At 36.3% G+C, this 25553-nt stretch carries 22 protein-coding genes, 1 pseudogene and 1 other annotated feature; all 23 genes and pseudogenes read left to right on the top strand.

All coding sequences use genetic code 11. From position 1 onward, the window contains the following. Positions 1–54: 54 nt before the first annotated feature. The 23 genes and pseudogenes from queF to TJ68_RS03155 all read left to right on the top strand — a co-directional run bounded on the left by queF (position 55) and on the right by TJ68_RS03155 (position 25424). A complete protein-coding gene (queF, locus tag TJ68_RS03265; RefSeq protein ID WP_040928715.1) occupies positions 55–543 on the top strand; it encodes a preQ(1) synthase in 489 nt (162 codons plus the stop codon). A gap of 9 nt (positions 544–552) precedes the next feature. Then, positions 553–1194 (top strand): 7-cyano-7-deazaguanine synthase QueC, encoded by a 642-nt coding sequence (queC, locus tag TJ68_RS03260; RefSeq protein WP_040928714.1) that lies wholly within the window; start codon positions 553–555, stop codon positions 1192–1194. 94 nt (positions 1195–1288) lie between these two features. Then, entirely contained in the window at positions 1289–2845 is a 1557-nt protein-coding gene (locus TJ68_RS03255) for an AbgT family transporter (protein WP_040928713.1), read from the top strand. An 89-nt stretch (positions 2846–2934) separates the two neighbouring features. Further along, entirely contained in the window at positions 2935–5532 is a 2598-nt protein-coding gene (gene polA / locus TJ68_RS03250) for a DNA polymerase I (RefSeq protein WP_040928712.1), read from the top strand. Between the two features lie 5 nt (positions 5533–5537). Then, positions 5538–6398, top strand: a complete 861-nt coding sequence (mutM, locus tag TJ68_RS03245; protein ID WP_040928711.1) for a bifunctional DNA-formamidopyrimidine glycosylase/DNA-(apurinic or apyrimidinic site) lyase — start codon at positions 5538–5540, stop codon at positions 6396–6398. Between the two features lie 4 nt (positions 6399–6402). Then, the gene (gene coaE, locus TJ68_RS03240; protein ID WP_040928710.1) at positions 6403–6993 is read left to right on the top strand and encodes a dephospho-CoA kinase; all 591 of its coding nucleotides are present in this window, start codon (positions 6403–6405) and stop codon (positions 6991–6993) included. Between the two features lie 45 nt (positions 6994–7038). Then, positions 7039–8046 carry a type I glyceraldehyde-3-phosphate dehydrogenase gene (gene gap, locus TJ68_RS03235; RefSeq protein ID WP_040928709.1) on the top strand — a complete coding sequence of 336 codons (1008 nt, stop codon included), beginning with the start codon at positions 7039–7041 and terminating at the stop codon, positions 8044–8046. Between the two features lie 104 nt (positions 8047–8150). Beyond that, positions 8151–8615: a transcriptional regulator NrdR gene (gene nrdR, locus TJ68_RS03230; protein ID WP_040928708.1), complete on the top strand. Its 465-nt coding sequence runs from the start codon at positions 8151–8153 to the stop codon at positions 8613–8615. Beyond that, complete coding sequence (locus TJ68_RS03225) at positions 8608–9885, top strand: replication initiation and membrane attachment family protein (RefSeq protein WP_040928707.1); 1278 nt, start codon at positions 8608–8610, stop codon at positions 9883–9885. The genes nrdR and TJ68_RS03225 overlap by 8 nt, the downstream gene beginning before the upstream one ends. Before the next feature lie 9 nt (positions 9886–9894). Then, positions 9895–10827 (top strand): primosomal protein DnaI, encoded by a 933-nt coding sequence (gene dnaI / locus TJ68_RS03220; protein WP_040928706.1) that lies wholly within the window; start codon positions 9895–9897, stop codon positions 10825–10827. A 299-nt stretch (positions 10828–11126) separates the two neighbouring features. Next, positions 11127–13061 carry a threonine--tRNA ligase gene (thrS, locus tag TJ68_RS03215; protein ID WP_040928705.1) on the top strand — a complete coding sequence of 645 codons (1935 nt, stop codon included), beginning with the start codon at positions 11127–11129 and terminating at the stop codon, positions 13059–13061. A gap of 15 nt (positions 13062–13076) precedes the next feature. Beyond that, a complete protein-coding gene (locus TJ68_RS03210; protein ID WP_040928704.1) occupies positions 13077–13511 on the top strand; it encodes a PH domain-containing protein in 435 nt (144 codons plus the stop codon). A gap of 52 nt (positions 13512–13563) precedes the next feature. After that, positions 13564–13686, top strand: a sequence feature (ribosomal protein L20 leader region). Positions 13687–13699: 13 nt separating this feature from the next. Further along, the gene (gene infC / locus TJ68_RS03205) at positions 13700–14227 is read left to right on the top strand and encodes a translation initiation factor IF-3 (RefSeq protein ID WP_179853829.1); all 528 of its coding nucleotides are present in this window, start codon (positions 13700–13702) and stop codon (positions 14225–14227) included. Between the two features lie 25 nt (positions 14228–14252). Next, complete coding sequence (gene rpmI, locus TJ68_RS03200; RefSeq protein ID WP_040928701.1) at positions 14253–14456, top strand: 50S ribosomal protein L35; 204 nt, start codon at positions 14253–14255, stop codon at positions 14454–14456. Positions 14457–14476: 20 nt separating this feature from the next. Further along, positions 14477–14833: a 50S ribosomal protein L20 gene (gene rplT, locus TJ68_RS03195; RefSeq protein WP_040928700.1), complete on the top strand. Its 357-nt coding sequence runs from the start codon at positions 14477–14479 to the stop codon at positions 14831–14833. Between the two features lie 99 nt (positions 14834–14932). Further along, a pseudogene (locus tag TJ68_RS03190) lies at positions 14933–16004 on the top strand (M42 family metallopeptidase). Beyond that, on the top strand, positions 15998–16714 hold the full coding sequence (locus tag TJ68_RS03185; protein WP_040928699.1) for a TrmH family RNA methyltransferase: 717 nt from the start codon (positions 15998–16000) through the stop codon (positions 16712–16714). The pseudogene TJ68_RS03190 and the gene TJ68_RS03185 overlap by 7 nt, the downstream one beginning before the upstream one ends. 297 nt (positions 16715–17011) lie before the next feature. Next, entirely contained in the window at positions 17012–18064 is a 1053-nt protein-coding gene (pheS, locus tag TJ68_RS03180) for a phenylalanine--tRNA ligase subunit alpha (RefSeq protein WP_052327277.1), read from the top strand. After that, the gene (pheT, locus tag TJ68_RS03175) at positions 18051–20450 is read left to right on the top strand and encodes a phenylalanine--tRNA ligase subunit beta (protein WP_040928697.1); all 2400 of its coding nucleotides are present in this window, start codon (positions 18051–18053) and stop codon (positions 20448–20450) included. Before pheS ends, pheT begins: the two co-directional genes overlap by 14 nt. A 119-nt stretch (positions 20451–20569) precedes the next feature. Further along, a complete protein-coding gene (locus tag TJ68_RS03170; protein WP_040928696.1) occupies positions 20570–20827 on the top strand; it encodes a cell division protein ZapA in 258 nt (85 codons plus the stop codon). A gap of 3 nt (positions 20828–20830) precedes the next feature. Beyond that, positions 20831–21358, top strand: a complete 528-nt coding sequence (locus TJ68_RS03165) for a CvpA family protein (RefSeq protein ID WP_040928695.1) — start codon at positions 20831–20833, stop codon at positions 21356–21358. Between the two features lie 46 nt (positions 21359–21404). Continuing rightward, the gene (gene polX / locus TJ68_RS03160; RefSeq protein WP_040928693.1) at positions 21405–23096 is read left to right on the top strand and encodes a DNA polymerase/3'-5' exonuclease PolX; all 1692 of its coding nucleotides are present in this window, start codon (positions 21405–21407) and stop codon (positions 23094–23096) included. 6 nt (positions 23097–23102) lie between these two features. Beyond that, positions 23103–25424 (top strand): endonuclease MutS2, encoded by a 2322-nt coding sequence (locus TJ68_RS03155; RefSeq protein WP_040928692.1) that lies wholly within the window; start codon positions 23103–23105, stop codon positions 25422–25424. Positions 25425–25553 lie beyond the last annotated feature (129 nt).

Raw genomic sequence — 25553 nt, 5'->3', positions numbered from 1 at the left:
TTTTTATTTTTTTCTTTATATACTTGATATGACTATAATTAAAGGAGAATTATAATGAAAGACGACACGATGAAAGACTTAACATTACTCGGAAATCAAAATGTTCAATATCCGATAACGTATGATAACAGTGTGTTAGAGACGTTTGATAATAGTCATCCTGAAATGGATTATATGGTGAAGTTTAATTGTCCAGAATTTACGACACTCTGTCCGATGACGAATCAACCAGATTTCGCAACGATTTATATTAGTTATATCCCTGATATTAAAATGGTAGAGAGTAAATCTTTAAAGTTATACTTATTTAGCTATAGAAATCATGGTGGCTTCCATGAAGCAGCTGTGAACACGATTATGAGGGATTTAATCGATTTAATGGATCCAAAATATATTGAAGTATGGGGTAAATTCACACCACGTGGTGGAATTTCAATAGACCCATATGCAAACTACGGTAAACCAGGAACGAAGTTTGAAAAGATGGCTGAAAAACGTCTTTTTGAACACGATATGTATCCTGAAAAAGTTGATAATAGATAGGAAGTTAATATGTCTAAAGCATTAATTGTATTTAGTGGTGGACAAGATAGTACAACGTGTTTAGCATACGCATTAAAACATTACGATGAAGTAGAAACAATTACGTTTCACTATAACCAAAGACATGCTGAAGAAGTTGAAATCGCTCAAAAAATCGCAAAAGATTTTAACGTAAAAAATACTTGTATCGATGTGTCGCTAATTAACGATTTAACAGAAAATGCGTTAACGAGAGATATCGACATAAATTCTGATGGTGACGTGCCGAATACATTTGTACCAGGTCGCAATATATTATTTTTCAATATCGCAAGTATCGCGGCGTATCAAATCGGCGCTGATACGATTGTAACGGGTGTCAGTGAAACTGATTTTAGTGGTTATCCGGATTGTAGAAGTGACTTTGTTACAGCATTAGAGCATGCGATACATCTAGGGCTCGATTGTCATATTAAAATCGACACGCCACTGATGGATAAAGATAAAAGTGAAGTGTGGGAAATGGCAGATGAGCTTGGTGTATTTGATTATATAAAAAATGAAACTCTTACATGTTATAACGGTATAAAAGGATCAGGGTGTGGAGAGTGCCCGGCTTGTATTCTTAGAAATGAAGGATTAGAAGAGTACGAGAAAAGAAAGTTCCATTAAATAATTTGAATATGAGATAAACTTAAACCCCATTGAAATATTGTATGTTTTCTGACAGAATAGACAGATATACACTTTTAATGGGGGATTTTTTATGGAGAACATTAATAAAAAGGGTGGCGTGTTCCAGAAGTTTCTCGACTTCGTTGAGAAATCTGGGAATAAGTTACCACACCCTGTGACTTTGTTTTTCCTACTTGCAGTTTTAACATTAGTCGCTTCTGCGATTTTGTCTGCGATAGGAATTTCAGTCGCGCATCCTGGTGACAAAAACGAAATCATTGAGGTTAATAACTTATTAAGTAAAGACGGAATTACATATATTTTTGAAAATATGGTCGATAACTTTATCAATTTCGCACCATTAGGCGTCGTACTTACAACAATGCTTGGTATTGGGATCGCAGAACGCTCTGGTTTAATTTCTGCAGCGTTACGTGGTTTCATTTTAGCAATTCCGAAGTCTTTAATTACTGCAGGGTTAGTATTTGCAGGGATTATGTCGTCACTCGCAAGTGACGCAGGATACGTTGTGTTACCACCACTTGGTGCAGTTATTTTCTTAGCACTTGGTAGACATCCAATCGCAGGACTAGCTGCAGCGTTTGCTGGGGTATCTGCAGGGTTTAGTGCGAACCTCTTACTAAGTGGAACTGACGCAATGCTCGCAGAACTTTCAATGGACGCTGCTAAAATGATTGATCCCGCGTACGTTGAGACGATGAACGTCGCGATGAACTATTACTTCATCGCAGCGAGTGTGTTCGTATTAACGTTAGTCGGTTGGTTTGTTTCAGATAAAATAGTCGAACCACGTCTAGGCACGTATGACTCTAAATATTTAAACACAGATGATTCAGAAGATATGCATGCGTTAAACGATTTAGAGAAAAAAGGATTACTTTACGCATTTATTTCAATTATTGTTTCAGTATTACTTGTTTCTTTACTCGTTGCATTCCCATTCTCACCAATGCGTGGAGATGAAGGAAGCTACATGGATCAGATTATCCAGTCACCGTTCATGTCAAGCTTAGTACCAATCATTGCGATTTTATTCTTTATCCCTGGTCTCGTTTATGGTCTTGTTACAAAAACGATTAAAGGTGAAAAAGACGTGGCGCATCAGTTAACGGATACGATGAACACGATGGGTACGATTATCGTACTTGCATTTACTGCAGGTCAATTCGTTGCATACTTCGCTGAAAGTAACATCGGTATGGTAATCGGTGTTTACGGGGCAGAATTACTCGAGAGCTTAAACTTAAAAGGAATTCCTTTAATTATAGGATTCATTTTAGTTACAGCATTCATTAACTTATTCATCGGAAGTGCATCTGCTAAATGGGCGATGATGGCACCGATATTCGTTCCAATATTAATGCAACTCGGATACTCACCAGAATTAACAACGATGGCATACCGTATCGCTGACTCAAGTACAAACATCATTACACCATTAATGACGTACTTCGCAGTCATTATCGCGTTTGCCAATAAATATGTAAAAGATATCGGAGTCGGAACATTAATTTCAATTATGTTACCGTACTCAATCTTCTTCTTAATCACATGGTCATTATTCCTAATCGGTTGGATGCTACTTGGATTACCACTTGGACCAAACGCTCCAATTGTATATCCATAAAAACACGTCTTCGGACGTGTTTTTTTAATTTGGAAAGAAACTATCCGACTTGTATAATGAAACTAATAACAAATTGAGGGAGACTTACTATGGACAAGTTAATTTTAATAGATGGTAATAGTTTAGCGTTTCGTGCGTTTTACGGACTACCGCTTTTAAGTAACCAAAGTGGACTGCATACGAATGCAATTTTTGGTTTTCAAAAAATATTAGATAAAATTATACGTGAAGAAAATCCAACTCACTTTTTAATTGCGTTTGACGCAGGTAAAAAGACGTTTAGACATGAAAAGTATGGTGAGTATAAAGGTGGACGTCAAAAGACACCACCAGAATTAGGAGAACAGTTTGCGCCGATTCGTAAATTAATTGATGCATACGGTATTAAACGATACGAAGAAACGAACTACGAAGCGGATGATATTATTGGTTCGTTATCTAAAATTGCAGATGAAAACGGCATGGAGACGATTATCGTTACCGGTGACCGTGATTTAACTCAACTCGCAAGTGATCACGTGACGATCTACTTTACGAAAAAAGGTGTCACTCAAATCGATAAATGTACGCCGGAGTTTATTGAAGAAGAATACGGTCTTCGTCCGGAACAAATTATTGATATGAAAGGTTTATGGGGCGATACGTCTGATAATATCCCAGGTGTCCCTGGGATTGGTGAAAAGACCGCGATTAAACTGTTAAAGAAATACGATTCAGTCGAAGGTGTCTACGAACATATTGAAGAATTAAAAGGTAAACAGCGCGAAAATTTAGAGAACTTTAAAGATGATGCGTTTATGTCTAAAGAACTCGCAACGATTTATAGAGATATGACGTTTGAATTTAGTTTAGACGACTTAAAACTTCCACCTGAAGACGTCGATGCGAAAATAAAAGTATTTAAAGAATTTGAATTCAATTCGTTACTTGAAAATTTAAATGAGTCGCCTGTAAAGAATACGACGACTTTTGAAGCAAATCGAGTCGACCGCATAGACACGCTCGGTAAAGATGTTTCTTTATATTTAGAGAATGAAGAAGCGAATTACTTATTAAATGAACCGAATGTACTCGTCGTCACTGATGGTGAAAATAGTTATGTGACAGCTGTTGAAGATGTAGATAAAAACGAACTCGAAGAGTTTTTAAAGACGAGAAAATCAGTGAACACGTATGACTTAAAACGACAAATCGCATTTTTAAATCAATTAGGTGTTTCATTTAATCAATTTACAGAAGATATTATGCTCGGGGCATTTTTACTTGATCCGGGTAAAAAAATTGAAGATGTCAGTTCAACTGTTGAACAATTTAACATTCAAATCGATAGCGACGAGTCTCATTACGGTAAAGGGCGTAGTAAGAAAAATCCAACGATTGAAGAGACAAAGGATTATACAGAAAAGAAAGCTTTAGCGATCCATCATGCATTACCACTTTTAGAACAAAAACTCAACGATGATTGTATGTATACGCTATGGAAAGAATTAGAAATTCCTTTATCTAAAGTGTTATCCGAAATGGAAATTAAAGGAATTACAGTAGATATTAATACGTTAAAAGAAATGGAAACAGAGTTAGAAGAACGTCTTGACCATTTAAAAAGTAAAATTTATGAAATCGCTGGAGAAGAGTTTAACATCAATTCACCGAAACAACTCGGTGTAGTCTTATTTGAACATTTAGAGTTACCCGTAATTAAAAAGACAAAGACAGGTTACTCAACAGCAGCGGATGTATTAGAAGCGTTACGTCCACAACATGAAATTATCGATTATATTTTGGAGTATCGTGAAATTCAAAAATTACAATCGACGTATGTCATAGGGTTACAAGGACAAATTCATGAAGACGGGCGCATTCATACGAGATTTAACCAAACGCTCGCTCAAACGGGGCGTCTGTCTAGTGTTGAACCGAACTTACAAAACATCCCAATTCGATTAGAAGAAGGGCGTAAAATTAGAAAAGCCTTCGTCCCAAAAAGTGATGAGAACGTATTATTATCACTCGACTATTCACAAATCGAGTTAAGAGTACTTGCATCGATTTCTAAAGATGAAAAGATGATCGACGCATTCAAAGAAGGCAAGGATATTCACACGACAACAGCAGCGAACGTTTATAACGTCAAATCTAGTGACGTTACGAGCACGATGCGTTCAAATGCCAAAGCGGTAAACTTCGGGATCGTGTACGGTATTTCTGATTACGGATTATCTCAACAACTTGGGATCACGCGTAAAGAAGCGAAAGCATTTATTGATACGTATCTCGATACGTTCGTAAACGTTAAAGAGTATATGAAATATATCGTTCAAGACGCAAAGCGTGACGGTTACGTATCGACATTACTCGGTAGAAGACGTTACGTTCCGGATATAAACTCACGTAACTTTAACGCGAGAAGTTTTTCTGAACGTATCGCTATGAACTCTCCAATTCAAGGAACAGCAGCTGATATTATTAAGCTTGCGATGGTGAATTATTATGAGAGTGACCAAAAAGATAAGTTCAACGCCGAATTACTGCTGCAAATTCACGACGAACTTGTCTTTGATATTCCAAAAAGTGAAGTAGATGACTTTATTGCCTTTATTAAAGATATTATGGAACACGCATTAGAGATGGAAGTGCCATTAAAAGTTGAATATGAATACGGTCCAAATTGGTACACAATGGAGTAGATGATATGCCAGAATTACCTGAAGTTGAGCTCGTAAAAAGAAGTTTGGCGTCTTTAATCGGTTTAGAGATTAAAGACGTCATATTATCAGACACTGTCATTAACGGACATAAAAACGACCGAATGACGATTGTGAAAGAACCAATCGAGTCATTTTTAAATGTAAGAAATTCAACGATTATTAATATTAAACGTCGTAGTAAATATATGTATTTTGAACTTATGAATAATGAAGGCGTACGATATATGATTAGTCATCTCGGCATGAGTGGTGGTTTCTTTATCGTTAACACTCTTGATGATATTACTGAAGCGAATTATAAAAAACATTGGCATGTTCAATTTCTTTTAAGTAATGGCCAAATTTTAGTCTACTCAGATATTCGTAGGTTTGGAGAAGTAAGAACGATTCGTGATTTGAATGATTTTTTACCATTTAAAAATATGGCGCCTGAATATACTGAAGAAACAGCTAAAAACTATTTCGTCGAAACGTTAAAATCTAACCGTTATGACAATTCATATATTAAGGCAATTATTATGGATGCTAAAATTATCCCAGGTGTTGGAAATATTTATGCGTCTGAAGCGTTATATAGAAGTGGGATTTTACCGACGAGACGCGTCAAAAATATTTCTAAAAAAAGATTAGAACTATTATTTGATAGAATCGTTGAAGTGTTTGAATTATCGTTAAATGCGGGCGGATCGACAATTTCAGATTATAGAAGTACAAGTGGGGAATCCGGTAGTATGCAAACAAAGTTCAAAGTATACGGACAAAAGTTCTGTCCGAAAGGTCATGAAATAAAAACGAAAACAATCGGGCAGCGTAACACGTATTACTGCACGACATGTCAGAGGTGATAATATGTACAAATCAATCGGAATTACAGGCGGTATTGCGAGCGGTAAAAGTACAGTTAGTCATTATTTAAAAGATAAAGGATACGTCGTGCTCGATGCAGATATCTATGCAAGAAACGTTTTAAATAAAGGAACAGAAGGTTTAAAAAAGACCGTCGAACACTTTGGTAATGATATCTTAAACGATGACGGTACTTTAAATCGTGAGAGGTTAGGTCATATCGTATTTAACGATAAAGATGAACTTGCTGTATTAAACTCGATTACCCATCCGATCATTCGAAAAGAGATGAACGCCGACAAAAATAAAAATTTAAAAACTGGTCACGTGTTTTCAGATATTCCACTTCTTTATGAAAACAAACTCGAAGACCAGTTTGATTTAGTCATCGTCGTCTATATCGATGAAAAAACACAATTAGACCGTCTGATGGCGCGTAACGATTTTACTGAAGAAGAAGCAAGACGTCGTATAGCGTCACAGCTATCTTTAGAAGAAAAAAAGAAACGTGCAGACATCGTCTTTAATAATGACGACACGAAAGAAGCGTTATATAATCAGATTGATGATTTTATTAAACAACTTAATGACTGATATGCTATAATGAACATGACTAAATTCTAGGAGAGATTATTGACTATGACAAATGTAGCGATTAATGGTTTAGGAAGAATTGGTAGACAAGTATTTCGTATCGTTCATGAATCAGATACGTTAAACTTAGTAGCAGTAAACGCTAGCTATGATGCAAAAGATTTAGCGCACTTACTAAACTATGACACAACTCACGGTAAATGGGAAAAAACTGTTGAAGCTAAAGACAATGACACTTTAGTAGTTGACGGAAAAGAGATTAAAGTCACTCGTGACAGAAACCCAGAAAACTTACCATGGAAAGATTTAGGTGTAGACATCGTATTTGAAGCAACTGGTGCATTTAACCACGGTGACACAGCATCTAAACACTTAACAGCAGGAGCGAAAAAAGTCGTACTTACTGGTCCATCTAAAGGTGGAGACGTTCAAACAATCGTATTAGGCGTTAACGATAAAGACTTAGACGTTGAAAAATACGACGTATTCTCAAACGCTTCATGTACGACAAACTGTTTAGCGCCTGTAGCTAAAGTGTTAAACGACTCATTTGGCATTAAAAAAGGGTTAGTAACTACAGTTCACGCGTATACTTCAGACCAAAGAATTTTAGACAACCCACACAAAGACTTACGTCGTGCGCGTTCAGCAGCTGAAAACATCGTTCCAACATCAACAGGAGCAGCAAAAGCAACTGCACTCGTATTACCTGAATTAGAAGGTAAATTAGACGGAATGGCGTTACGCGTTCCAACTGACAACGTTTCATTAGTAGACTTAGTTGTTGAGTTAGACAAAAACGTAACGAAAGAAGAAGTAAACGAAGCACTTAGAAACGCTGCGAATGGAGATCTTAAAGGTGTCCTAGGTGTATCTGATGAGCCACTTGTTTCAAGTGACTTCAACACAGATCCACGTTCATCAATCGTAGATTCTGACTTAACGATGGTTATGGGTGACAACCAAGTTAAAGTACTTTCTTGGTATGATAACGAATGGGGTTACTCAACGCGTACAGTAGAACTCGTTGAACGTGTTGCAAAAGAACTTTAATTTAAAGAACTACTCTCTATAAGACTTTTCTTATAGAGAGTTTTTTAATCAATTTAATAAATAGTTAATCGTGTTATACTAATAAAAAAGAATTAGGTGATTTGATGCGATGCCCAGTATGTAGTCACGAAAACACAAAAGTCATCGATTCACGCCAAACAGATGATATGACGAGTATACGTCGTAGACGTGAATGTGAATCTTGTGGTGCAAGGTTTACAACGTTTGAACGTATTGAATTATCACCTCTTATGGTTATAAAAAAAGACAATACGCGTGAACAATTCGATAGAGATAAATTATTAGACGGTCTAATGAAATCATGTGAAAAACGACCGATTAGTTTTAAAGAAGTAGAAAAGTGTGTAGATAATGTAGAAAAGAAACTTAGAAACAAAAACACAAATGAAGTGTCATCGACTGAAATTGGTGAAGTCGTTATGGAAGAATTGATGCAGCTGGATCAAGTGGCATACGTTCGTTTTGCGAGTGTGTACCGAGAGTTTACAGATATTAACCAACTCATGGACGCGCTTAAGCATTTAGAAAAAGGTGAACAAGGTGAGTAGTTCATTAACGCCACGTACGGAGTTTATCGTCCATAACCAGCAGTATATTTCTGAACATGACCGTACGATGTTAAATGATATATATATGCCGATTCTCGGTAGTGTTGCAGTTTCTATTTATATTTATTTACATGATTCCAGCCGAAAATTTAAACCGCTAGAAATTAGAATGCATAGCGAAATTATCGATGAAATGAATATGACGTTATCGATGTTTTCATCAGAACTTGAAAAATTAGAAGCGGTTGGCTTAGTTAAAACGTATGTGAATGATGACGCACATATCGATCAACTCATCTACGAAGTAAAACAACCACTAACAGCAGCAGAGTTTTTTAACGATCCGATGCTGAGTATGTTTTTATATACAAAAGTCGGTAGTGAGTTATTTAATAAAAAAAGAGAGTACTGGAAATACCCAGAACTTCCAGATAATATCACTGACGTCAGTCGTAAATTTACTGAAGTATTTTCAAATATTTCTTTAGAATCGTTTAAATTACCTGACGATCATTACGAAGGTAAAAATCATAGTACAGGTAGCAATGTAGAACAGGATGACTTCGATTTTGAAGTATTATTTACCCATTTAAGAGGAACGTTTGTAGACCGGAAATTCTTTACACAGTCTGTGAGAGAAAATATCGTCAAGCTCTCAGAGCTTTTTGATCTAAATGCATATGAAATGAAAAAGATCATCGTAAAATCAACAGACAAATCAAAAGGTATCGATTTAAATGTTTTAAGACGTGCAGCACTCGATTATTATCGACATGAAAAAGAAGATGAAAAAGTACAACCAGAAGACACACCTACAAATGAAGATTACTTTACGTCGCTTGACCGTATTAGTCCAGTTACGCGAATTCGTCAGTTAAGAAATAACAACCCATCAAGAAGCGATGAACTCATCGTAACACGACTCGTCACCGAGACGAATTTAAATAACGGAGTGATCAACGTACTGTTAGAGTATGCGTTAATGCAAAAAGACGGACAATTATTTGACAATTATGTATTTACAATTGCAAGAGATTGGGAAAGTAAAGGATACCAAACAGCTGAAGAAGCAAAAGATGCAGCGCTAGCTTTTTACAATAACCAATCTAAAAAGAAAAGTAACTATCGAGTGAAACGACAAATTGTCGAACCGAAATGGTTTAACGAGCAAAAGAAACAAAGTTCAGATCAGACAATGCATAATAAAAAAGTAACAAAAAAACAATCGACATCGATTCAAGAAGCGATCGACCGATTTAGAAAGTTGTAGGTGAAATAAATGGAATCATTAAGCGATATGATGAAAAACAATCCGCTTTTTAATGCACATAACGAACGTAATGAAGAAACGTACGAAATGATCATCAATTCACCAAAATTTAGACAGTTTGTAAATGATTCTCGTGTCTCTGTGACTCGAGAGATGATTCAAGATGAACTGTTAATGATAAAAAAGTATGTTGAACAAGATTCAGAATGTGTTCAAGATGAAAATGGTCATTGTAAGTCTCATCCAGACGGTTATGTCATTAACTTAGAAGTTCGAAATGGCGAGATCCATCACTATTTAACACCGTGCAAAGTTAAGGTCGAGAGAGACAAGTACAAAGAAAAACAAAAGCTAATTCAAAGCTTTTTCATCTCTCAAGATATCGTGAACGCTCAATTTGATGACTTAGATATTATCGAAGGGTCTAACCGTGAAGAAGTGATCCATAAATCGATTGAAACGGTACACAATATTGTGAGTAAAAAGGACTATAGAGGGTTATACATTCACGGAAACTTCGGTGTTGGGAAGTCATTTTTCCTCGGAAGTTTTGCGAACGAGTTAAAAGAAAAGAATATGAGCTCGATGATTATATATGTGCCTGAACTGTTACAAGAGCTTCGTGCAGGGTTTAAAGACAATACGAGTGATGATAGAATTCGTGCGCTTAAAGAAGCGGATGTGTTAATGTTAGACGATCTCGGTGCTGAAGATATTACCGCATGGAGTAGAGATACAGTACTGACACCGATACTTCAAAGTCGAATGGCAGAAAAACGACCGACGTTTATAAGTTCAAATTATAGTATTGATCAGTTGGTCGATTTATATGCAGTAACGAAAGATGGTACGGTCGATAAAATAAAGGCAACACGTATGGTGGAAAGAATTCGTGCATTGACGTATGAAGTTGAATTAGTTGGGCCGAATTATCGCCATTAGTACTTGGCAGTTTATTCAGAGTAATGTATAATATGCTTAACAATTGATTTTAAACATTAAAAGGACACAATTTTTTTGATTTATTTATAGAGAGTGCATGGTTGGTGAAAATGCATAATAAAGCATTAAAATTACTACCTTGATTAATGATAGCTTAATCGCTATACGCTTAGGAGCGTTATCTCCTATTTCTGAGGCAAGTCTATTTGTCGACTTGTGAATCAGGGTGGTAACACGGCACTACAGTCGTCCCTATTATTAGGGGCGACTTTTTTTATTAAATTTTTGGAGGAATTACTATGTCAGATGTTAAAGTAAACATTAAGTTTCCAGATGGAAGTGAAAAACAATTTGATAGTGGTATTACAGCAGAAGAAATTGCTGGGTCAATTAGCCCGGGATTAAAAAAATCATCAGTCGCAGCACGCGTAAACGGAGAAATGTATGATCTCGTACGTCCAATCGTTGAAGATGCAGAAATTGAACTATTCACAGATAAATCTGAAGAAGGTTTAGAAGTTATGCGTCACTCGACAGCACACTTACTTGCGCATGCATTAACTCGTCTTTATAAAGATGTGAAGTTTGGTGTCGGACCAGTCATCGAAGAAGGGTTCTACTATGACTTTGATATGGATGAGAAATTATCTAACGAAGACTTCCCTAAAATTGAGCGTGAAATGAAACAGATTATCGATGAAAACATTCCAATCGAGCGCCGTGTATTATCACGTGAAGAAGCAAAAGAATTATTTAAGCACGATGAATATAAATTAGAATTAATCGACGCGATTCCTGAAGACGAGTTCGTCACTGTATACACTCAAGACGACTTCACAGACTTATGTCGTGGTGTACACGTACCGAGAACATCAAAAATTAAAGAATATAAATTATTATCAATCGCTGGTGCATATTGGCGCGGAGATTCTGATAATAAGATGTTACAACGTATTTACGGAACTGCGTTCTTTAAAAAGAAAGATCTTGAAGAGCATTTAAAAATGTTAGAAGAAAGAAAAGAACGTGATCATAGACGAATCGGTCGTGAGATGAAAATCTTTGATACGTCTCAACTCGTCGGTGCAGGTTTACCGTTTTGGCTACCAAATGGTGCGACAATTCGCCGTGAAATCGAACGTTATATCGTCGACAAAGAAGTAGCACTTGGGTATGACCACGTTTATACTCCAATTTTAGCAAACAGTGATTTATATAAAACGAGTGGACACTGGGATCATTATCAAGACGACATGTTCCCTGTTATGAAAATTGGTAACGAAGAACTCGTTCTTCGTCCGATGAACTGTCCACATCATATGATGATCTATAAAAATGAAAGACACTCATACCGTGAACTTCCAATTCGTATCGCAGAATTAGGAATGATGCACCGCTATGAAGCATCTGGAGCAGTTTCAGGATTACAACGTGTACGTGGAATGGTATTAAATGATGCGCACGTATTCGTTCGTCCAGATCAAATTAAAGAAGAAATTAAACGAGTACTTCACTTAATCGAAGAAGTATACAAAGATTTTAAAATTGAAAACTACTCATTCCGCTTAAGTTACCGTGATCCAGAAAATACAGATAAGTATTTCGATGATGATAACATGTGGAACACTGCAGAGAGAATGTTAAAAGAAGCGGCAGATGAATTAGATCTTGAGTACGTAGAAGCACTCGATGAAGCGGCATTCTACGGACCGAAAATTGACGTTCAAGTAAAAACGGCTTCAGGAATTGAAGAAACATTATCAACAGTACAATTAGACTTCCTACTGCCTGAACGCTTTGATTTAACATATATCGGTGAAGACGGACAAAACCATCGTCCAGTCGTTATTCACCGTGGTGTTGTTGGTACGATGGAACGATTTGTTGCATTCTTAATTGAAGAATATAAAGGTGCATTCCCATTATGGCTCGCACCAGAGCAAGTACAAATTATTCCAGTAAACTTAGACTTACACTACGATTATGCACGTGAAATTTTAGATGAAATGAAATCATATGGTATCCGTGCAGATATCGATACACGCGATGAAAAAATGGGGTATAAAATTAGAGATGCACAAACTCGAAAAGTACCATACCAAGTCGTCGTAGGGGATAAAGAAGTTGAAGCACAAGAAGTAAACGTGCGTAAATACGGTGAAACTGAGCAAAATAGTTACGAAAAAGAAGAGTTCTTATATAAACTCGTCGATGAAATTCGACTTAAAAAATAATAGGTAGGTGAGAGTATGACCTATTATTCTAAATACGGGATTAAATTTATAAGGTATAACTTGCTATTACTTCTTATACCGACAATCATCATTGTTTTGATCGGGTATTTAAGAGATATTCCACCAAGTCGAATATCAGTATCAATTATACTCATTATCATCATCGTACTTGTGAATACGTTTAAGCCGGTGAAATATACGTTTACAAATCATCAGTTAATCATATATAACGGTTTTAAAAAGTCGAAAATCTTTTACGATGCGATCACAAACGTTTCGCCGACGAGCGATATTATCGTCGGTGGAAACAAAGCAGCAAAAAGTGAAGATGCGATACAAATTGATTATATTGGTGGAGTGTATGATAACGTAAAAGTGTCACCAAAAGAAAAAGAAGAGTTTTTACGTGAACTCAAGAAAAAAGCAGTGAAGGCGAAATTTAATATATAAATATGTTTGACATTTATATATAACTACTGTATAGTTATAAGAGTTGAATTGAACGGACAAGTTGAAGCTCCCGCTTCACACCCTAAGCCAACGGTAAACGGGTTTTCGGGAATGGGCACTATTAGTGTCTTTTCAGTGAGCGGGTGCAGCTATGCACTCGCTCTTTTTTGTTCGTTAAATTTTTGGAGGTGTCAACAATAGCAAAAGACCAAGCAATTATTAATAATCGTATTCGTGCAAAAGAAGTTCGATTAATCAGCCAAAATGGCGAACAGCTCGGTATTAAATCTAAGCAAGAAGCACTTGAAATGGCAGAAAGAGTAGATCTTGATGTTGTTTTAGTTGCTCCAAATGCAAAACCACCTGTTGCTCGTATTATGGACTATGGTAAGTACAAATATGAACAACAGAGAAAAGAAAGAGAAGCACGTAAAAAACAACGTGTGATCAACGTTAAAGAGATTCGTCTATCTCCGACTATTGAGGAGCATGACTTTAATACGAAAGCTAACCAAGCGAAGAAGTTCTTATCTAAAGGTGATAAAGTAAAAGCTTCTATTCGTTTTAGAGGACGTGCAATTACTCATAAAGACATCGGTAGAGATGTTCTCGTTAAGTTTGCAGAGGCGCTAAAAGAAGAAGGAGATTTAGAAGTCCGTCCTAAAATGGAAGGTCGTTCGATGTTCTTAGTCTTAGCTCCTAAAAAAGAAAAATAATACTTGATTTTGGAGGAAATTTATTATGCCTAAAATGAAAACTCATAAAGGTTACAAAAAACGTGTTAAGAAAACTGCATCAGGTAAGTTTAAACGTTCACAAGCGTTTACTAGCCACTTAATGGCAAACAAAACTAAAAAACAAAAACGTAAACTTCGTCAACCAGCATTAGTTGCTAAGTCAGACGCAAGAAGATTAAAACATTTATTAGCTAAAGCTGGTAAGTAATTTTTTAAGGAGGAACAACAATGGCTCGTGTTAAAAGAGGAGTAACTACTCGTAAAAGACGTAAAAAATTATTAAAACAATCAAAAGGCTACTTCGGTGCTAAAGGAAATTTATATAGAGTTGCGAAGCAACAAGTAATCAAATCAGGTCAATATGCATACCGTGACCGTAAAAATAGAAAGCGTGAATTCCGTAAATTATGGATCGCACGTATTAACGCTGCAGCGCGTCAACACGACATCAGCTACAGCCGTTTAATGAACGGTCTTAAACTTGCTGGTATCGAAATGAACCGTAAAATGCTTTCTGAAATCGCAATTAACGATGAAAAAGCATTCGAACAATTAGTAAACACAGCAAAAGACGCTTTAAAATAATATCTATCATCCACATTGAGCAATCAATGTGGATTTTTTATTTACTTCAACTCTCTTTAAATGTGCTAAAATAATGATTATAAAAGAAAGGGGATACATATGGATAAACAATTAGAATTATTAAAATCTCTAACAGATGTCAATGGAATTTCTGGTTTTGAATATGACGTAAAAAAAATTAATGAAAGAATATTTAACACCTGTTTCTGATGAACTCATTGAAGACAACTTAGGTAGTATTTTCGGTAAGAAAAAGGGGAATGGATCACGAACGATTTTAATTGGTGGTCACTTAGACGAGATCGGATTTATGGTCACACAAATTGACGACAAAGGTTTTATTAAATTTACACCGATCGGTGGCTGGTGGAGTCAAGTTATTTTATCTCAAAAAATGACTCTCGTGACAGACGACGGCGAGTATATTGGTGTTGTTGGTTCTACACCTCCACATATGTTATCGCCTGAAGCACGTAAGAAAACAGTCGATATTAAAGATATGTATTTAGATATCGGTGTAAAAGATAAAGAAGAAGCAGAATCTCTCGGGGTTAAACCTGGAGACATGATTGTGCCTTATACTGAATTTACAGAAATGGCAAACAAAGATTACGTTTTAGCAAAAGCGTTTGACAACAGATTCGGTTGTGCACTTGCGGTTGAAGTGTTAAACGAGTTAAATGATCAAGAAATTGACGTTAACTTAGTGAGTGGAGCAACAGTTCAAGAAGAAGTCGGACTACGTGGTGCACAAACTGCTGCACATAAAGTAAATCCGGACCTTGCGATTGCGATTGACGTTGGTATCGCAACAGACACTCCAGGACTTCAAACGAGCGACGGTGTTGGAGTGCTTGGAGACGGACCATTACTCGTCATGTTAGATGCGACAAATATTGGACACGTCGGATTTAGAAAACACGTTCAAAAGCTCGCGAAAGAAAAAGGAATCGACGTACAACTTCAAGCTATCCCTGGTGGTGGAACAGACGCTGGACGTTTCCATACAGTTCACGACGGCGTACCATCACTTGCGATCGGTGTACCTTTAAGATACATGCACTCAAACGTAAGCATCATGCACCGTGAAGACTTTAAAAATGCAGTAAAACTTGTCGTTGAAATCGTAAAATCATTAAATGACGACGTCGTTGACAATATCAAATGGTAATTACGTCTAAAGATAATAAGCGTATCAAAGAAATACGTAAACTATTAACTAAAAAAGGACGTACAAAGGCACAACAATTTTTAATTGAAGGCGAACACTTAATCGAAGAAGCGATTCAGTTTGGTGCACATATTGAAGAGATTTTCGTGCTTGAAACGGATACGTATAACTTTGATTTAAAAACGACTGTTGTCACAAAAGACGTGATGTCGTCACTATCGACACTCGTGACACCGCCGGGTATTATCGCAGTCGTTCGTATGGAAACAAAAAGTATTGAAAGTGATCGAGTCCTTGCAATTGACGGTATACAAGATCCTGGCAATCTCGGTACTTTGATTCGTACAGCCGATGCCTTTAATTTTAAACGTATTTTAATCGGTAAAAACACAGTTGATCCGTATAGCGATAAAGTACTAAGAAGTAGTCAAGGCAGCCATTTTCACATCTCACTTGAAGACGTAGAACTGATTGAAGTGATGCAAAATTTTAATGGGACAATACTTACGACAGATCTTTCAGGACAATCACTTACAGATAAAATCACAGATGAAAAAGTAATGATTGTTTTAGGTAACGAAGGTCATGGTGTTAGCCAAGAAGTACTTGCAGCTGCGAATTATAAAGTGAAAATTGATATGCCAGGTGACGCTGAAAGTTTAAATGTCGCCGTTGCTGGTGGTATATTAATGCACCAGTATAGTCTTTAAAGTTTTTAAAAAATAATGTATAATTAAGTCAATCGAATAACAACTTCAAACGAAGTAGGCATAAATGACAATGTTAGTATGACCAGAGAGTGAATACGATTGGTGGAAGTATTCTCATACTATAGTCAGGGTTCACCTAACAGATGAAGTTAAAGGGTCATTTCCTTATCAAATGAGAGCGCCTGTTTAACAGGAATTTAGGTGGTACCACGGAACTCCGTCCTATTGTTATAGGATGGAGTTTTTTTATGTGAAAAAATAAATGAGGTGAAAGTATTGAGTTATAAAGACATCGATATGCAAGCGATTAAAGAAAAATTTGAATCGCTATTTGAAGATGCCGCGGATCGTAAACAACTCGACGATTTACGCGTTAAATTTTTAGGTAAAAAAGGAACTGTCACGACGTTAATGCAACATATGAAAGACATTCCAAATGAAGAGAAAAAGGAATTCGGACAAAGCGTCAATGCGCTACGTCAATCAATTCAACAAAAATTAGAACAAGGTATCGAAGAGCTTGAAGCACGTTTACTAAAGAAAAAATTAGAAAATGAAACGATTGATGTCACGTTACCAGGAAGACAACGTCCAATCGGTGGGAAACATCCGCTTCAACATATTATTGACGGTATCGAAGATATTTTTGTCGGTCTCGGTTATGAAGTGTATGAAGGTTATGAAGTAGAAAGTGATTACTATAACTTCGAAGCTTTAAACTTACCAAAATCACACCCAGCTCGTGACATGCAAGATTCGTTTTATATTTCTAACGAAACACTACTGCGAACACATACGTCACCTGTACAAGCACGCGTATTAAACGCAGCTAAAGGTAAAGGACCTATTAAAATTATTTGTCCTGGTAAAGTGTATCGCCGAGATAGTGATGACGCGACACATTCTCATCAATTTACTCAAATTGAAGGACTAGTTGTCGACAAAAACATTTCTCTTGCGGATTTAAAAGGGACACTCGAATTATTCTTAAAAGAGATTTTTGGTCAAGACCGTGAAATTCGTTTACGTCCAAGTTACTTCCCATTTACTGAGCCAAGTGTTGAAGTTGACGTATCGTGCTTTAAATGTGGAGGTAAAGGATGTAACGTTTGTAAACAATCTGGATGGATTGAAATTTTAGGTGCTGGTATGGTACATCCGAACGTATTAGAGATGGCCGGATTTGATAGCAATGAATATAGCGGATTTGCTTTTGGTATGGGACCAGACCGTATGGCGATGTTATATTACGGTGTGGAAGATATCCGTCATTTATATACAAACGACTTACGATTCTTAGAACAGTTTAAATATATTGAAGAAAGAGGGGTTAAACATGAGAGTATCTAAAGAATGGTTAGATCAGTTTATCCCGCTAGAAGTTTCAAAACACGAGTTAAGTGAAAAGATTACTAGAAGCGGTATTGAAGTCGATGACATTATCGATTATAGAGAAGAAGTGAAAGATGTTGTCGTCGGTTACGTAGAAGAATGCGTGCAGCATCCTGATGCTGACCGATTAAACGTCACGAAAGTAAATATCGGGAACGAAACGGTACAAATTGTATGTGGTGCACCAAATATTAAAGCAGGCGTTTACGTCATCGTCGCAAAAGTTGGTGGCACAATTCCAGGACTTAAACTCCGTAAAGCAAAATTACGTGGTGTAGAATCTCACGGTATGATTTGTAGTTTAGAAGAGCTAGGTATAGAAAAAGATTTAACACCTAAAAAATATGAAGATGGTATTTTCATCTTTAGTGAGAATGAAGATGTGACAGTCGGACAAGATGCGTTAGAAGCACTTTACTTAAATGACTACGTCTTAGAGTATGATCTTACACCAAACCGTAAAGATGCGTTATCAATGATAGGAAGTGCGTATGAAGCGCGTGCATTATTTGGTGGAGAAGTGACAGAACCGGATCAGACGTTTAAAGAAGACGAGTCAGCTTCAAAATTATCTGTAACGATTGAAGATAAAGAAAGCGTTCCGTATTACGGTGCACGCATCGTTAGAGATGTTGTCATTCAGCCGAGTCCGTTATGGATGCAGATGCGTTTAATTAAGTCTGGAATTCGCCCGATTAATAACGTTGTTGATATTTCTAACTACGTATTATTAGAATTTGGTCAACCGATTCATATGTTTGATTACGATAAAATTGGTAGTACAGAAATTGTCACGCGTTATGCTAAAGACGGCGAGAAAATGACGACTCTAGACGGAAAAGAACGAGAACTGTTAGAGTCAGATATCGTCATTACGAACGGTAAAGAGCCAGTTGCACTCGCAGGCGTAATGGGTGGAGACTTCTCTGAAGTTAAAGATGACACGAAAAATGTTGTTATTGAATCTGCGCTATTTGATCCGGTCAATGTCCGTAAAACGTCATCGAGATTAAACCTACGTAGTGAGGCATCACAACGTTTTGAAAAAGGCGTATCGCACGTGTTTGCATTAAAAGCATTAAACCGTGCAGCACATTTACTTGAAAAGTACGCAGGCGGAACGGTAGAGGAAAAAATTATATCTGATGGACAGTTAAATTTAGACGATACGACAATTGAGACTTCTGTCGACTTTTTAAATCAAAGACTTGGATTATCTCTAAGTTCTGATGAGGTTAAAGAAATTTTAAACCGACTTGGAATTAAAGTCGAAGGTGAGAAAGAGTTAACGTGTTATATCCCATCTAGAAGAGACGATTTAAAAATTAAAGAAGATATTTCTGAAGAAGTTGCACGTATTTACGGTTATGATAATATCCCTTCAACATTACCGAAATATAGTAAAATCACGCCGGGTCAATTAACTGACGCGCAAGTGAAAACGAGAAGTATGCGTGAACTGTTAATGTCAAATGGCTATAGTCAGACGATTAACTACGCATTAACGAGTGAAGAAAATATCGGTTTATTTACACCGTTAAAAGAAGGGTTAAAACTCAGCATGCCGATGAGTGAAATGCATGCGGTGTTAAGAACGAGTCTTATCCCACACCTCGTCAATAACGCGACATATAATATGAACCGTATGCAAGAACGTGTTGAAATTTTTGAAATTGGAAATGTATTTAAAACAAATGGTCAAACAGAGTTACCAGATGAGATTCAAAAATTAGCAATTTTATCGACTGGTAAAGTAAATGACACGAAATGGTTAAATACAACACACGAACCGGACTTCTATCACGTTAAAGGAATTGTCGAAGCAATTTTTACAGAGTTTAATTTATTAAGTTCTGTACGATTTGAAGCGACGCAAGACTACGAGGAACTACATCCAGGTCGCAGTGCTCACATTTTCTTAGACGATGTAAATGTTGGAGTCATCGGTGAGCTTCATCCGACATATCGTAAAGCGCATGACTTAGGACAAACGACAGTCGCTGAAATTGATCTCGCATATATTTTAGACAATAGTGCATCAATTCAATACGAACCAATCGTTAAATTCCCATCGATTTCTCGAGATATCGCACTAGAAGTGCCGAGAGAGGTTACATCTCAATCGATTATCGATTTAATCTGGTCGTTACGTCCGAATTATTTAGTCGATGTATATCCATTTGATGTGTACGAAGGCGAACATATTGACGACGATAAAAAGTCGATCGGATTACATTTAATTTATCTCAATAAAGAAGACACTTTAAAAGACAGTGATGTAAAAGAAGCGCATGATCCAATTATTGAAAAGTTAGAAGCAGAAGGATTTACGATTCGTGAATAATAAAGAGGCATATTTGCCTCTTTTTTCAATGATTTAATTAGATTTGTTGTGAATACGCACATCCTTCAGTATAATTAAAATAAATTTAAATGAATTATTGATGAAAAAGAGAGAGTACTATGGAAAATAAAAAGAATAGAGTATCTGTTAAAATTTACAATAATGAATATACGTTAGTCGGTGCAAATGATAGAGAATATTTAGAGCGAGTTGCTGAAGCGGTCGATGAAAAAATAAGTGAAGTTGCACGTATGAATGCTGGTTTAGATTTACATCGTAAAGCAGTGTTAACGTGTGTAAACTTAATGGATGATTACTTACAACTCGAAGAAAAGTATGAAGACGTCTTAAAGCAATTAAAAGAGTCAAAGGAATAGTCTATGACAATTTTAATTATTATACTCATCGTAATAGGTGGAATCGTAGGGTATAGACGTGGAGGCATCCTTCAGTTTTTACATTTCTTCGGTACGTTATCAGCCATTATTATTGCGCGACTCAATTATAAACAGCTCGGAGACCGACTCGATCTAATTATGCCGTACCCATCTAGCGTTTCTGAAGTAAACAATATCGTCTTTGATGATATTGCGAATTTAGAACAAGCATATTATTATATTTCTGCGTTTTTAATTATTTTTATCGTGTCAAAAATTATAATTCAGATTGTGATTAGTGTATTTGACTACATCAATCAAATTATTTTTGATAGAAAAACGAGTAAAATTGTTGGAACAGTGTTAGGAATCATTGAATGTCTGTACATTTTAGCGATCGTTTTATTTTTCATTGGTACAGTTCCATCAACAACACTACAACAAATGGTCGGTAACTCGAGTTTAGCGACGTTTATAATCGACCATACGTTATTTATTTCTGGCAAGTTAAAAGACTGGTCACAAATATAGCTTATAGTAGGGCCAGAGTGGCCCTATTTTTTATGGAGGAATACAGATGACAAAAAGAGATATTATACGTATGCTCGAAGAAATTGCAACGTATTTAGAATTAAATTTAGAAAACTCATTTAAAGTTTCTGCATATAGAAAAGCAGCAGCAGCGCTTGAAAAAGATCCGCGCGCACTTTCTGAAATTGAGTCTTTCGACGGGATAAAAGGTATTGGTAAATCGACAAAAGAAGTAATCGAAGAATATTTAGAGAAGAATCAAAGTACAGTGTTAAACGAATTAAAAGAACGTACACCTGTCGGGTTAACATATATGACAAAAATTCCAGGGCTCGGTGCAAAACGTGTCGCAAAGATTTATGAAGAGACAGGTATCGACAATTTAGATGACTTCGAACAGTTTTTACGCGACGGAAAACTAGAGCAACTTCCTGGGTTTGGTAAAAAGACCGAAGAAAATATATTAAATGGTCTGATTTCGTTAAGTGATGTTAAGCGTCATCCAATATCTACAGTCATGACGATACAAAAGAACATCGAAAGTTTTTTATCGTCATTAAATTATGTCGAACGCTTTGACATCGCAGGTAGTGCAAGAAGGTTCAAAGAAACAAGTGGGGATATTGATTTTATCGTTCAGTTAAGTGACAGTCATGCATTCATAAAAGACATTGAAGACGCATCATTTTTTAAGTCGTTTATCGCTAAAGGCGATAAAAAGGTTTCGATTCAATATACGGAAGGTTTAGTCAATATTCAGGTAGATTTTAGACTCGTTCAAGGAGACGAATATTACTCTACGTTACAGCACTTTACAGGGAGTAAAGATCACAATGTGAGAATGAGACAAATCGCTAAATCACGTAACGAAAAAATTAACGAATACGGCGTCGAAAGTGACGGTAAAATTTTAACGTTTGATAGTGAAGAGGAGTTTTATAAACACTTTGATTTACCATATATCCCGCCAGCAATGCGTGAAACAGGTTCTGAAGTAGACGTTAATATGAATGAGATTATAACACTCGATGATATTAAGGGAGATATTCATATGCATACGACGTATAGTGATGGTGCATATAGTATACGTGAGATGGTCGAAGCGTGTATAGAGCGTGGGTACGAGTATATCGTCATTACAGATCACTCAAAAAGCTTACCTGTTGCTAATGGGTTAAGTGAAGAGCGTTTACTAAAACAAATCGAAGAAATACGTAAAATTAACGAAGAATATGATGAAATTGACGTCTATGCAGGTACTGAAATGGATATTCTTAGCGACGGAACACTCGATTATTCAGATGATATATTAAAATCTCTCGATTATGTCATTGCGAGCATTCACTCTAACTTTAATCAGACTGAAGAGGAAATTATGCACCGTCTAAAATGTGCAATGCATAATCCATATGTCAGACATATCGCACATCCAACAGGTCGATTAATTGGTAGACGTGACGGCTACAATGTTAATATGGAAGAGTTGTTACAAATCGCAAAAGATACGCGTACTGTTTTAGAGGTGAATGCGAATCCGAATCGTTTAGATTTATCTAGTGACGCTATTTATGGAAAAGACATCATGTTAACAGTAAATACAGACGCGCATCATATCGACCATTTAGCGTTTATGGAATACGGTATCGCAACGCTTCAAAAAGGACAGGTTAATAAGAAAAACGTAATCAATACGTTATCTAGACAAGCATTTAAACAATTTATAGAAGATGGTAAGTGATAATAAATGAATGAACGTACAATACGCGCTCTAGAATTTAACAAAATTTTAGAGCGAGTAAAATCGTATGCAATGAGTGAAAAAACGAAAAGTAAAATATCTCCTAAGTTATTTGAAACGTCTGTAATAGAAGTTAAAGAAAACCTTGCGGAAACAGATGATATTTTAACAATTTTACGCCATCAACATTTAGAGATGGCAGGTATTTCAGACATGAAAGGCTATGTCAAACGCGCTCAAATTGGTAGTGTATTAACAGTCGATGAATTTTTAAAAATTAAAAGTAATTTATATCGTAAAGATACGTTGATTCGTGTGATCGAATCATTTAAAGAAAACGAAATCGACCTAGAGTCAATTGAACGTTACACGTCACAACTCCCTGAAGATAAAGCACTCTATAAAGAAATTACAAGTACTATCGATGAAAGTGGCGTATTAGATCACGCTTCAAACGAATTATTAAAAATACGTAGACAAATTACGCGTGAAGAAAGTTCAATTCGTACGCGCTTAAACGACATTTTAAGAAAATCGAGCAAGCATTTAAGTGACTCAATTATTACGATGCGTAATAATCGTTTTGTACTTCCAGTTAAAGCAGACTCTCAAAGCTCTGTGCGTGGTATCGTCCACGACGTTAGTGCGACAGGTCAAACAGTGTACATTGAACCGATGGCTATCGTCGAATTATCAAATAAAATTGCGAGACTACGTGAACAAGAAAATGTTGAAGTAGAAAAGATATTAATTGAACTTACTGAGAGAGTTGTATTAGAAGCAGAAGCTTTAATTCTTATCGATGATATTCTTCATCATTTAGATCTCGTGCACGCGAAAGCAAAATACGGTAATGCTATAAACGGTACAATCCCAATTATAAGTGAAGATGAAGAACTCCATTTAACAAAGGCGTATCATCCACTGATTGATATCGATGAAGTTGTTAAAAACGATATTCATATCGGTGATTTGTCAGTAATTATTACGGGGCCAAACACCGGTGGTAAAACTGTTACGATTAAAACGATTGGTTTATGTGCAGCGCTCGCTCAAAGTGGGATCCCAATTCCAGCATTGGACGGCTCAAGACTCCCAGTATTTGATAGTATTTACGCAGATATTGGTGACGAGCAGTCTATCGAGCAATCGTTATCGACGTTTTCAAGTCATTTAACGAATATTAGACATATATTAGACGTTGCGACAAAAGACAGTTTAGTTATTTTAGACGAGCTCGGTGCAGGAACCGACCCAGAAGAAGGGGCCGCGCTCGCAATAAGTATATTAGAGTTTTTACTTGATAAAGAAATTAAAACGATAGCAACTACTCACTATAAAGAGTTAAAGTCGTTTTCATATAGTCGTGACGACGTGATTAATGCGTCGATGGAATTCGATGTCGATACATTATCTCCAACATATCGATTAATGATTGGTATCCCAGGTAAGTCAAACGCATTTAAAATCTCAGAAAAATTAAAGTTAAATCCTTCAGTCATACGTCGTGCTGAAGAATTGTCTGGAAGAGATAACTTTGAAATCAACGAAATGATCGAGTCGTTAGAACATCATACAAAATCTGCGAGAATCCATGAAGAAGAAACGTATCAGCTATTAAAAGAAACTAAAAATATTCATAAAACGTTAAACGGATTTATGACAGACTACGAATATCAGAAAACTCGACTCATTGAAGCGGCCGAAGATAAAGCGAATACCATCATTAAAGATGCAGAAAGAAAAGCATCTGAGATTATTGAAGAGCTAGAGCTCATGAAATCGCTTGGCGTTGACAATATCGAATCACATAAACTTATCGAAGCTAAAAAGGCATTAACAGATAGCTATTATGAAAAAGATATTAAAAAAGAGTTTACTTCAGAGGAAAATACTGAACTCCATGTCGGAGATTCAGTCGATGTTTTATCGTACGGACAAAAAGGTGATGTCATCGAAGTCGATGGTGACGAGATCACTGTTCAAATGGGTATTATCAAAATGAAAATACCACGTAACGAACTTAAAAAACGTAAAGAGAAAAAGGTTAAGCCAGTTATTTCTAGAAAAGTACGTCGACAAAGTGTGTCAAATAAGCTCGACCTACGCGGAGAGCGATATGAAGATGCAGTCATTAGACTCGACCGTTATTTAGACCAAGTCGTGTTATCGAATTTAAATGAAGTTGAAATCATCCACGGTAAAGGGACTGGTGCTCTTAAAGAAGCGGTTGAAAAAACACTTAGAAGACATAGTAAAGTAAAATCGTTTAGACAAGGATTACCGTCAGAAGGTGGATTTGGCGTAACGATTGTGACGATGAAGTAGGTGCTAAATATGGATAATTTTGATATGTATAAGCTCGCAAAAGTACTGATAATTTTTGCGGTGATAATGTTTATTGCAGGTATTTTATATTTAACAGTATTTCAATAAGCATAATATTTTTTAATATAA

Source organism: Nosocomiicoccus massiliensis (genome assembly GCF_000438455.1).
Taxonomy (GTDB): Bacteria; Bacillota; Bacilli; order Staphylococcales; family Salinicoccaceae; genus Nosocomiicoccus; species Nosocomiicoccus massiliensis.
The sequence above is the reverse complement of the archived record's forward strand: the minus strand, read 5'-3'. Positions and strand labels throughout refer to the sequence as shown.

Bases quoted from the DNA above. Each gene is read 5' to 3' on its own strand.
- queF (WP_040928715.1), top strand. From the start codon at position 55: ATGAAAGACGACACGATGAAAGACTTAACATTACTCGGAAATCAAAAT.
- queC (WP_040928714.1), top strand. From the start codon at position 553: ATGTCTAAAGCATTAATTGTATTTAGTGGTGGACAAGATAGTACAACG.
- TJ68_RS03255 (WP_040928713.1), top strand. From the start codon at position 1,289: ATGGAGAACATTAATAAAAAGGGTGGCGTGTTCCAGAAGTTTCTCGAC.
- polA (WP_040928712.1), top strand. From the start codon at position 2,935: ATGGACAAGTTAATTTTAATAGATGGTAATAGTTTAGCGTTTCGTGCG.
- mutM (WP_040928711.1), top strand. From the start codon at position 5,538: ATGCCAGAATTACCTGAAGTTGAGCTCGTAAAAAGAAGTTTGGCGTCT.
- coaE (WP_040928710.1), top strand. From the start codon at position 6,403: ATGTACAAATCAATCGGAATTACAGGCGGTATTGCGAGCGGTAAAAGT.
- gap (WP_040928709.1), top strand. From the start codon at position 7,039: ATGACAAATGTAGCGATTAATGGTTTAGGAAGAATTGGTAGACAAGTA.
- nrdR (WP_040928708.1), top strand. From the start codon at position 8,151: ATGCGATGCCCAGTATGTAGTCACGAAAACACAAAAGTCATCGATTCA.
- dnaI (WP_040928706.1), top strand. From the start codon at position 9,895: ATGGAATCATTAAGCGATATGATGAAAAACAATCCGCTTTTTAATGCA.
- thrS (WP_040928705.1), top strand. From the start codon at position 11,127: ATGTCAGATGTTAAAGTAAACATTAAGTTTCCAGATGGAAGTGAAAAA.
- TJ68_RS03210 (WP_040928704.1), top strand. From the start codon at position 13,077: ATGACCTATTATTCTAAATACGGGATTAAATTTATAAGGTATAACTTG.
- rpmI (WP_040928701.1), top strand. From the start codon at position 14,253: ATGCCTAAAATGAAAACTCATAAAGGTTACAAAAAACGTGTTAAGAAA.
- rplT (WP_040928700.1), top strand. From the start codon at position 14,477: ATGGCTCGTGTTAAAAGAGGAGTAACTACTCGTAAAAGACGTAAAAAA.
- TJ68_RS03185 (WP_040928699.1), top strand. From the start codon at position 15,998: ATGGTAATTACGTCTAAAGATAATAAGCGTATCAAAGAAATACGTAAA.
- pheS (WP_052327277.1), top strand. From the start codon at position 17,012: ATGCAAGCGATTAAAGAAAAATTTGAATCGCTATTTGAAGATGCCGCG.
- pheT (WP_040928697.1), top strand. From the start codon at position 18,051: ATGAGAGTATCTAAAGAATGGTTAGATCAGTTTATCCCGCTAGAAGTT.
- TJ68_RS03170 (WP_040928696.1), top strand. From the start codon at position 20,570: ATGGAAAATAAAAAGAATAGAGTATCTGTTAAAATTTACAATAATGAA.
- TJ68_RS03165 (WP_040928695.1), top strand. From the start codon at position 20,831: ATGACAATTTTAATTATTATACTCATCGTAATAGGTGGAATCGTAGGG.
- polX (WP_040928693.1), top strand. From the start codon at position 21,405: ATGACAAAAAGAGATATTATACGTATGCTCGAAGAAATTGCAACGTAT.
- TJ68_RS03155 (WP_040928692.1), top strand. From the start codon at position 23,103: ATGAATGAACGTACAATACGCGCTCTAGAATTTAACAAAATTTTAGAG.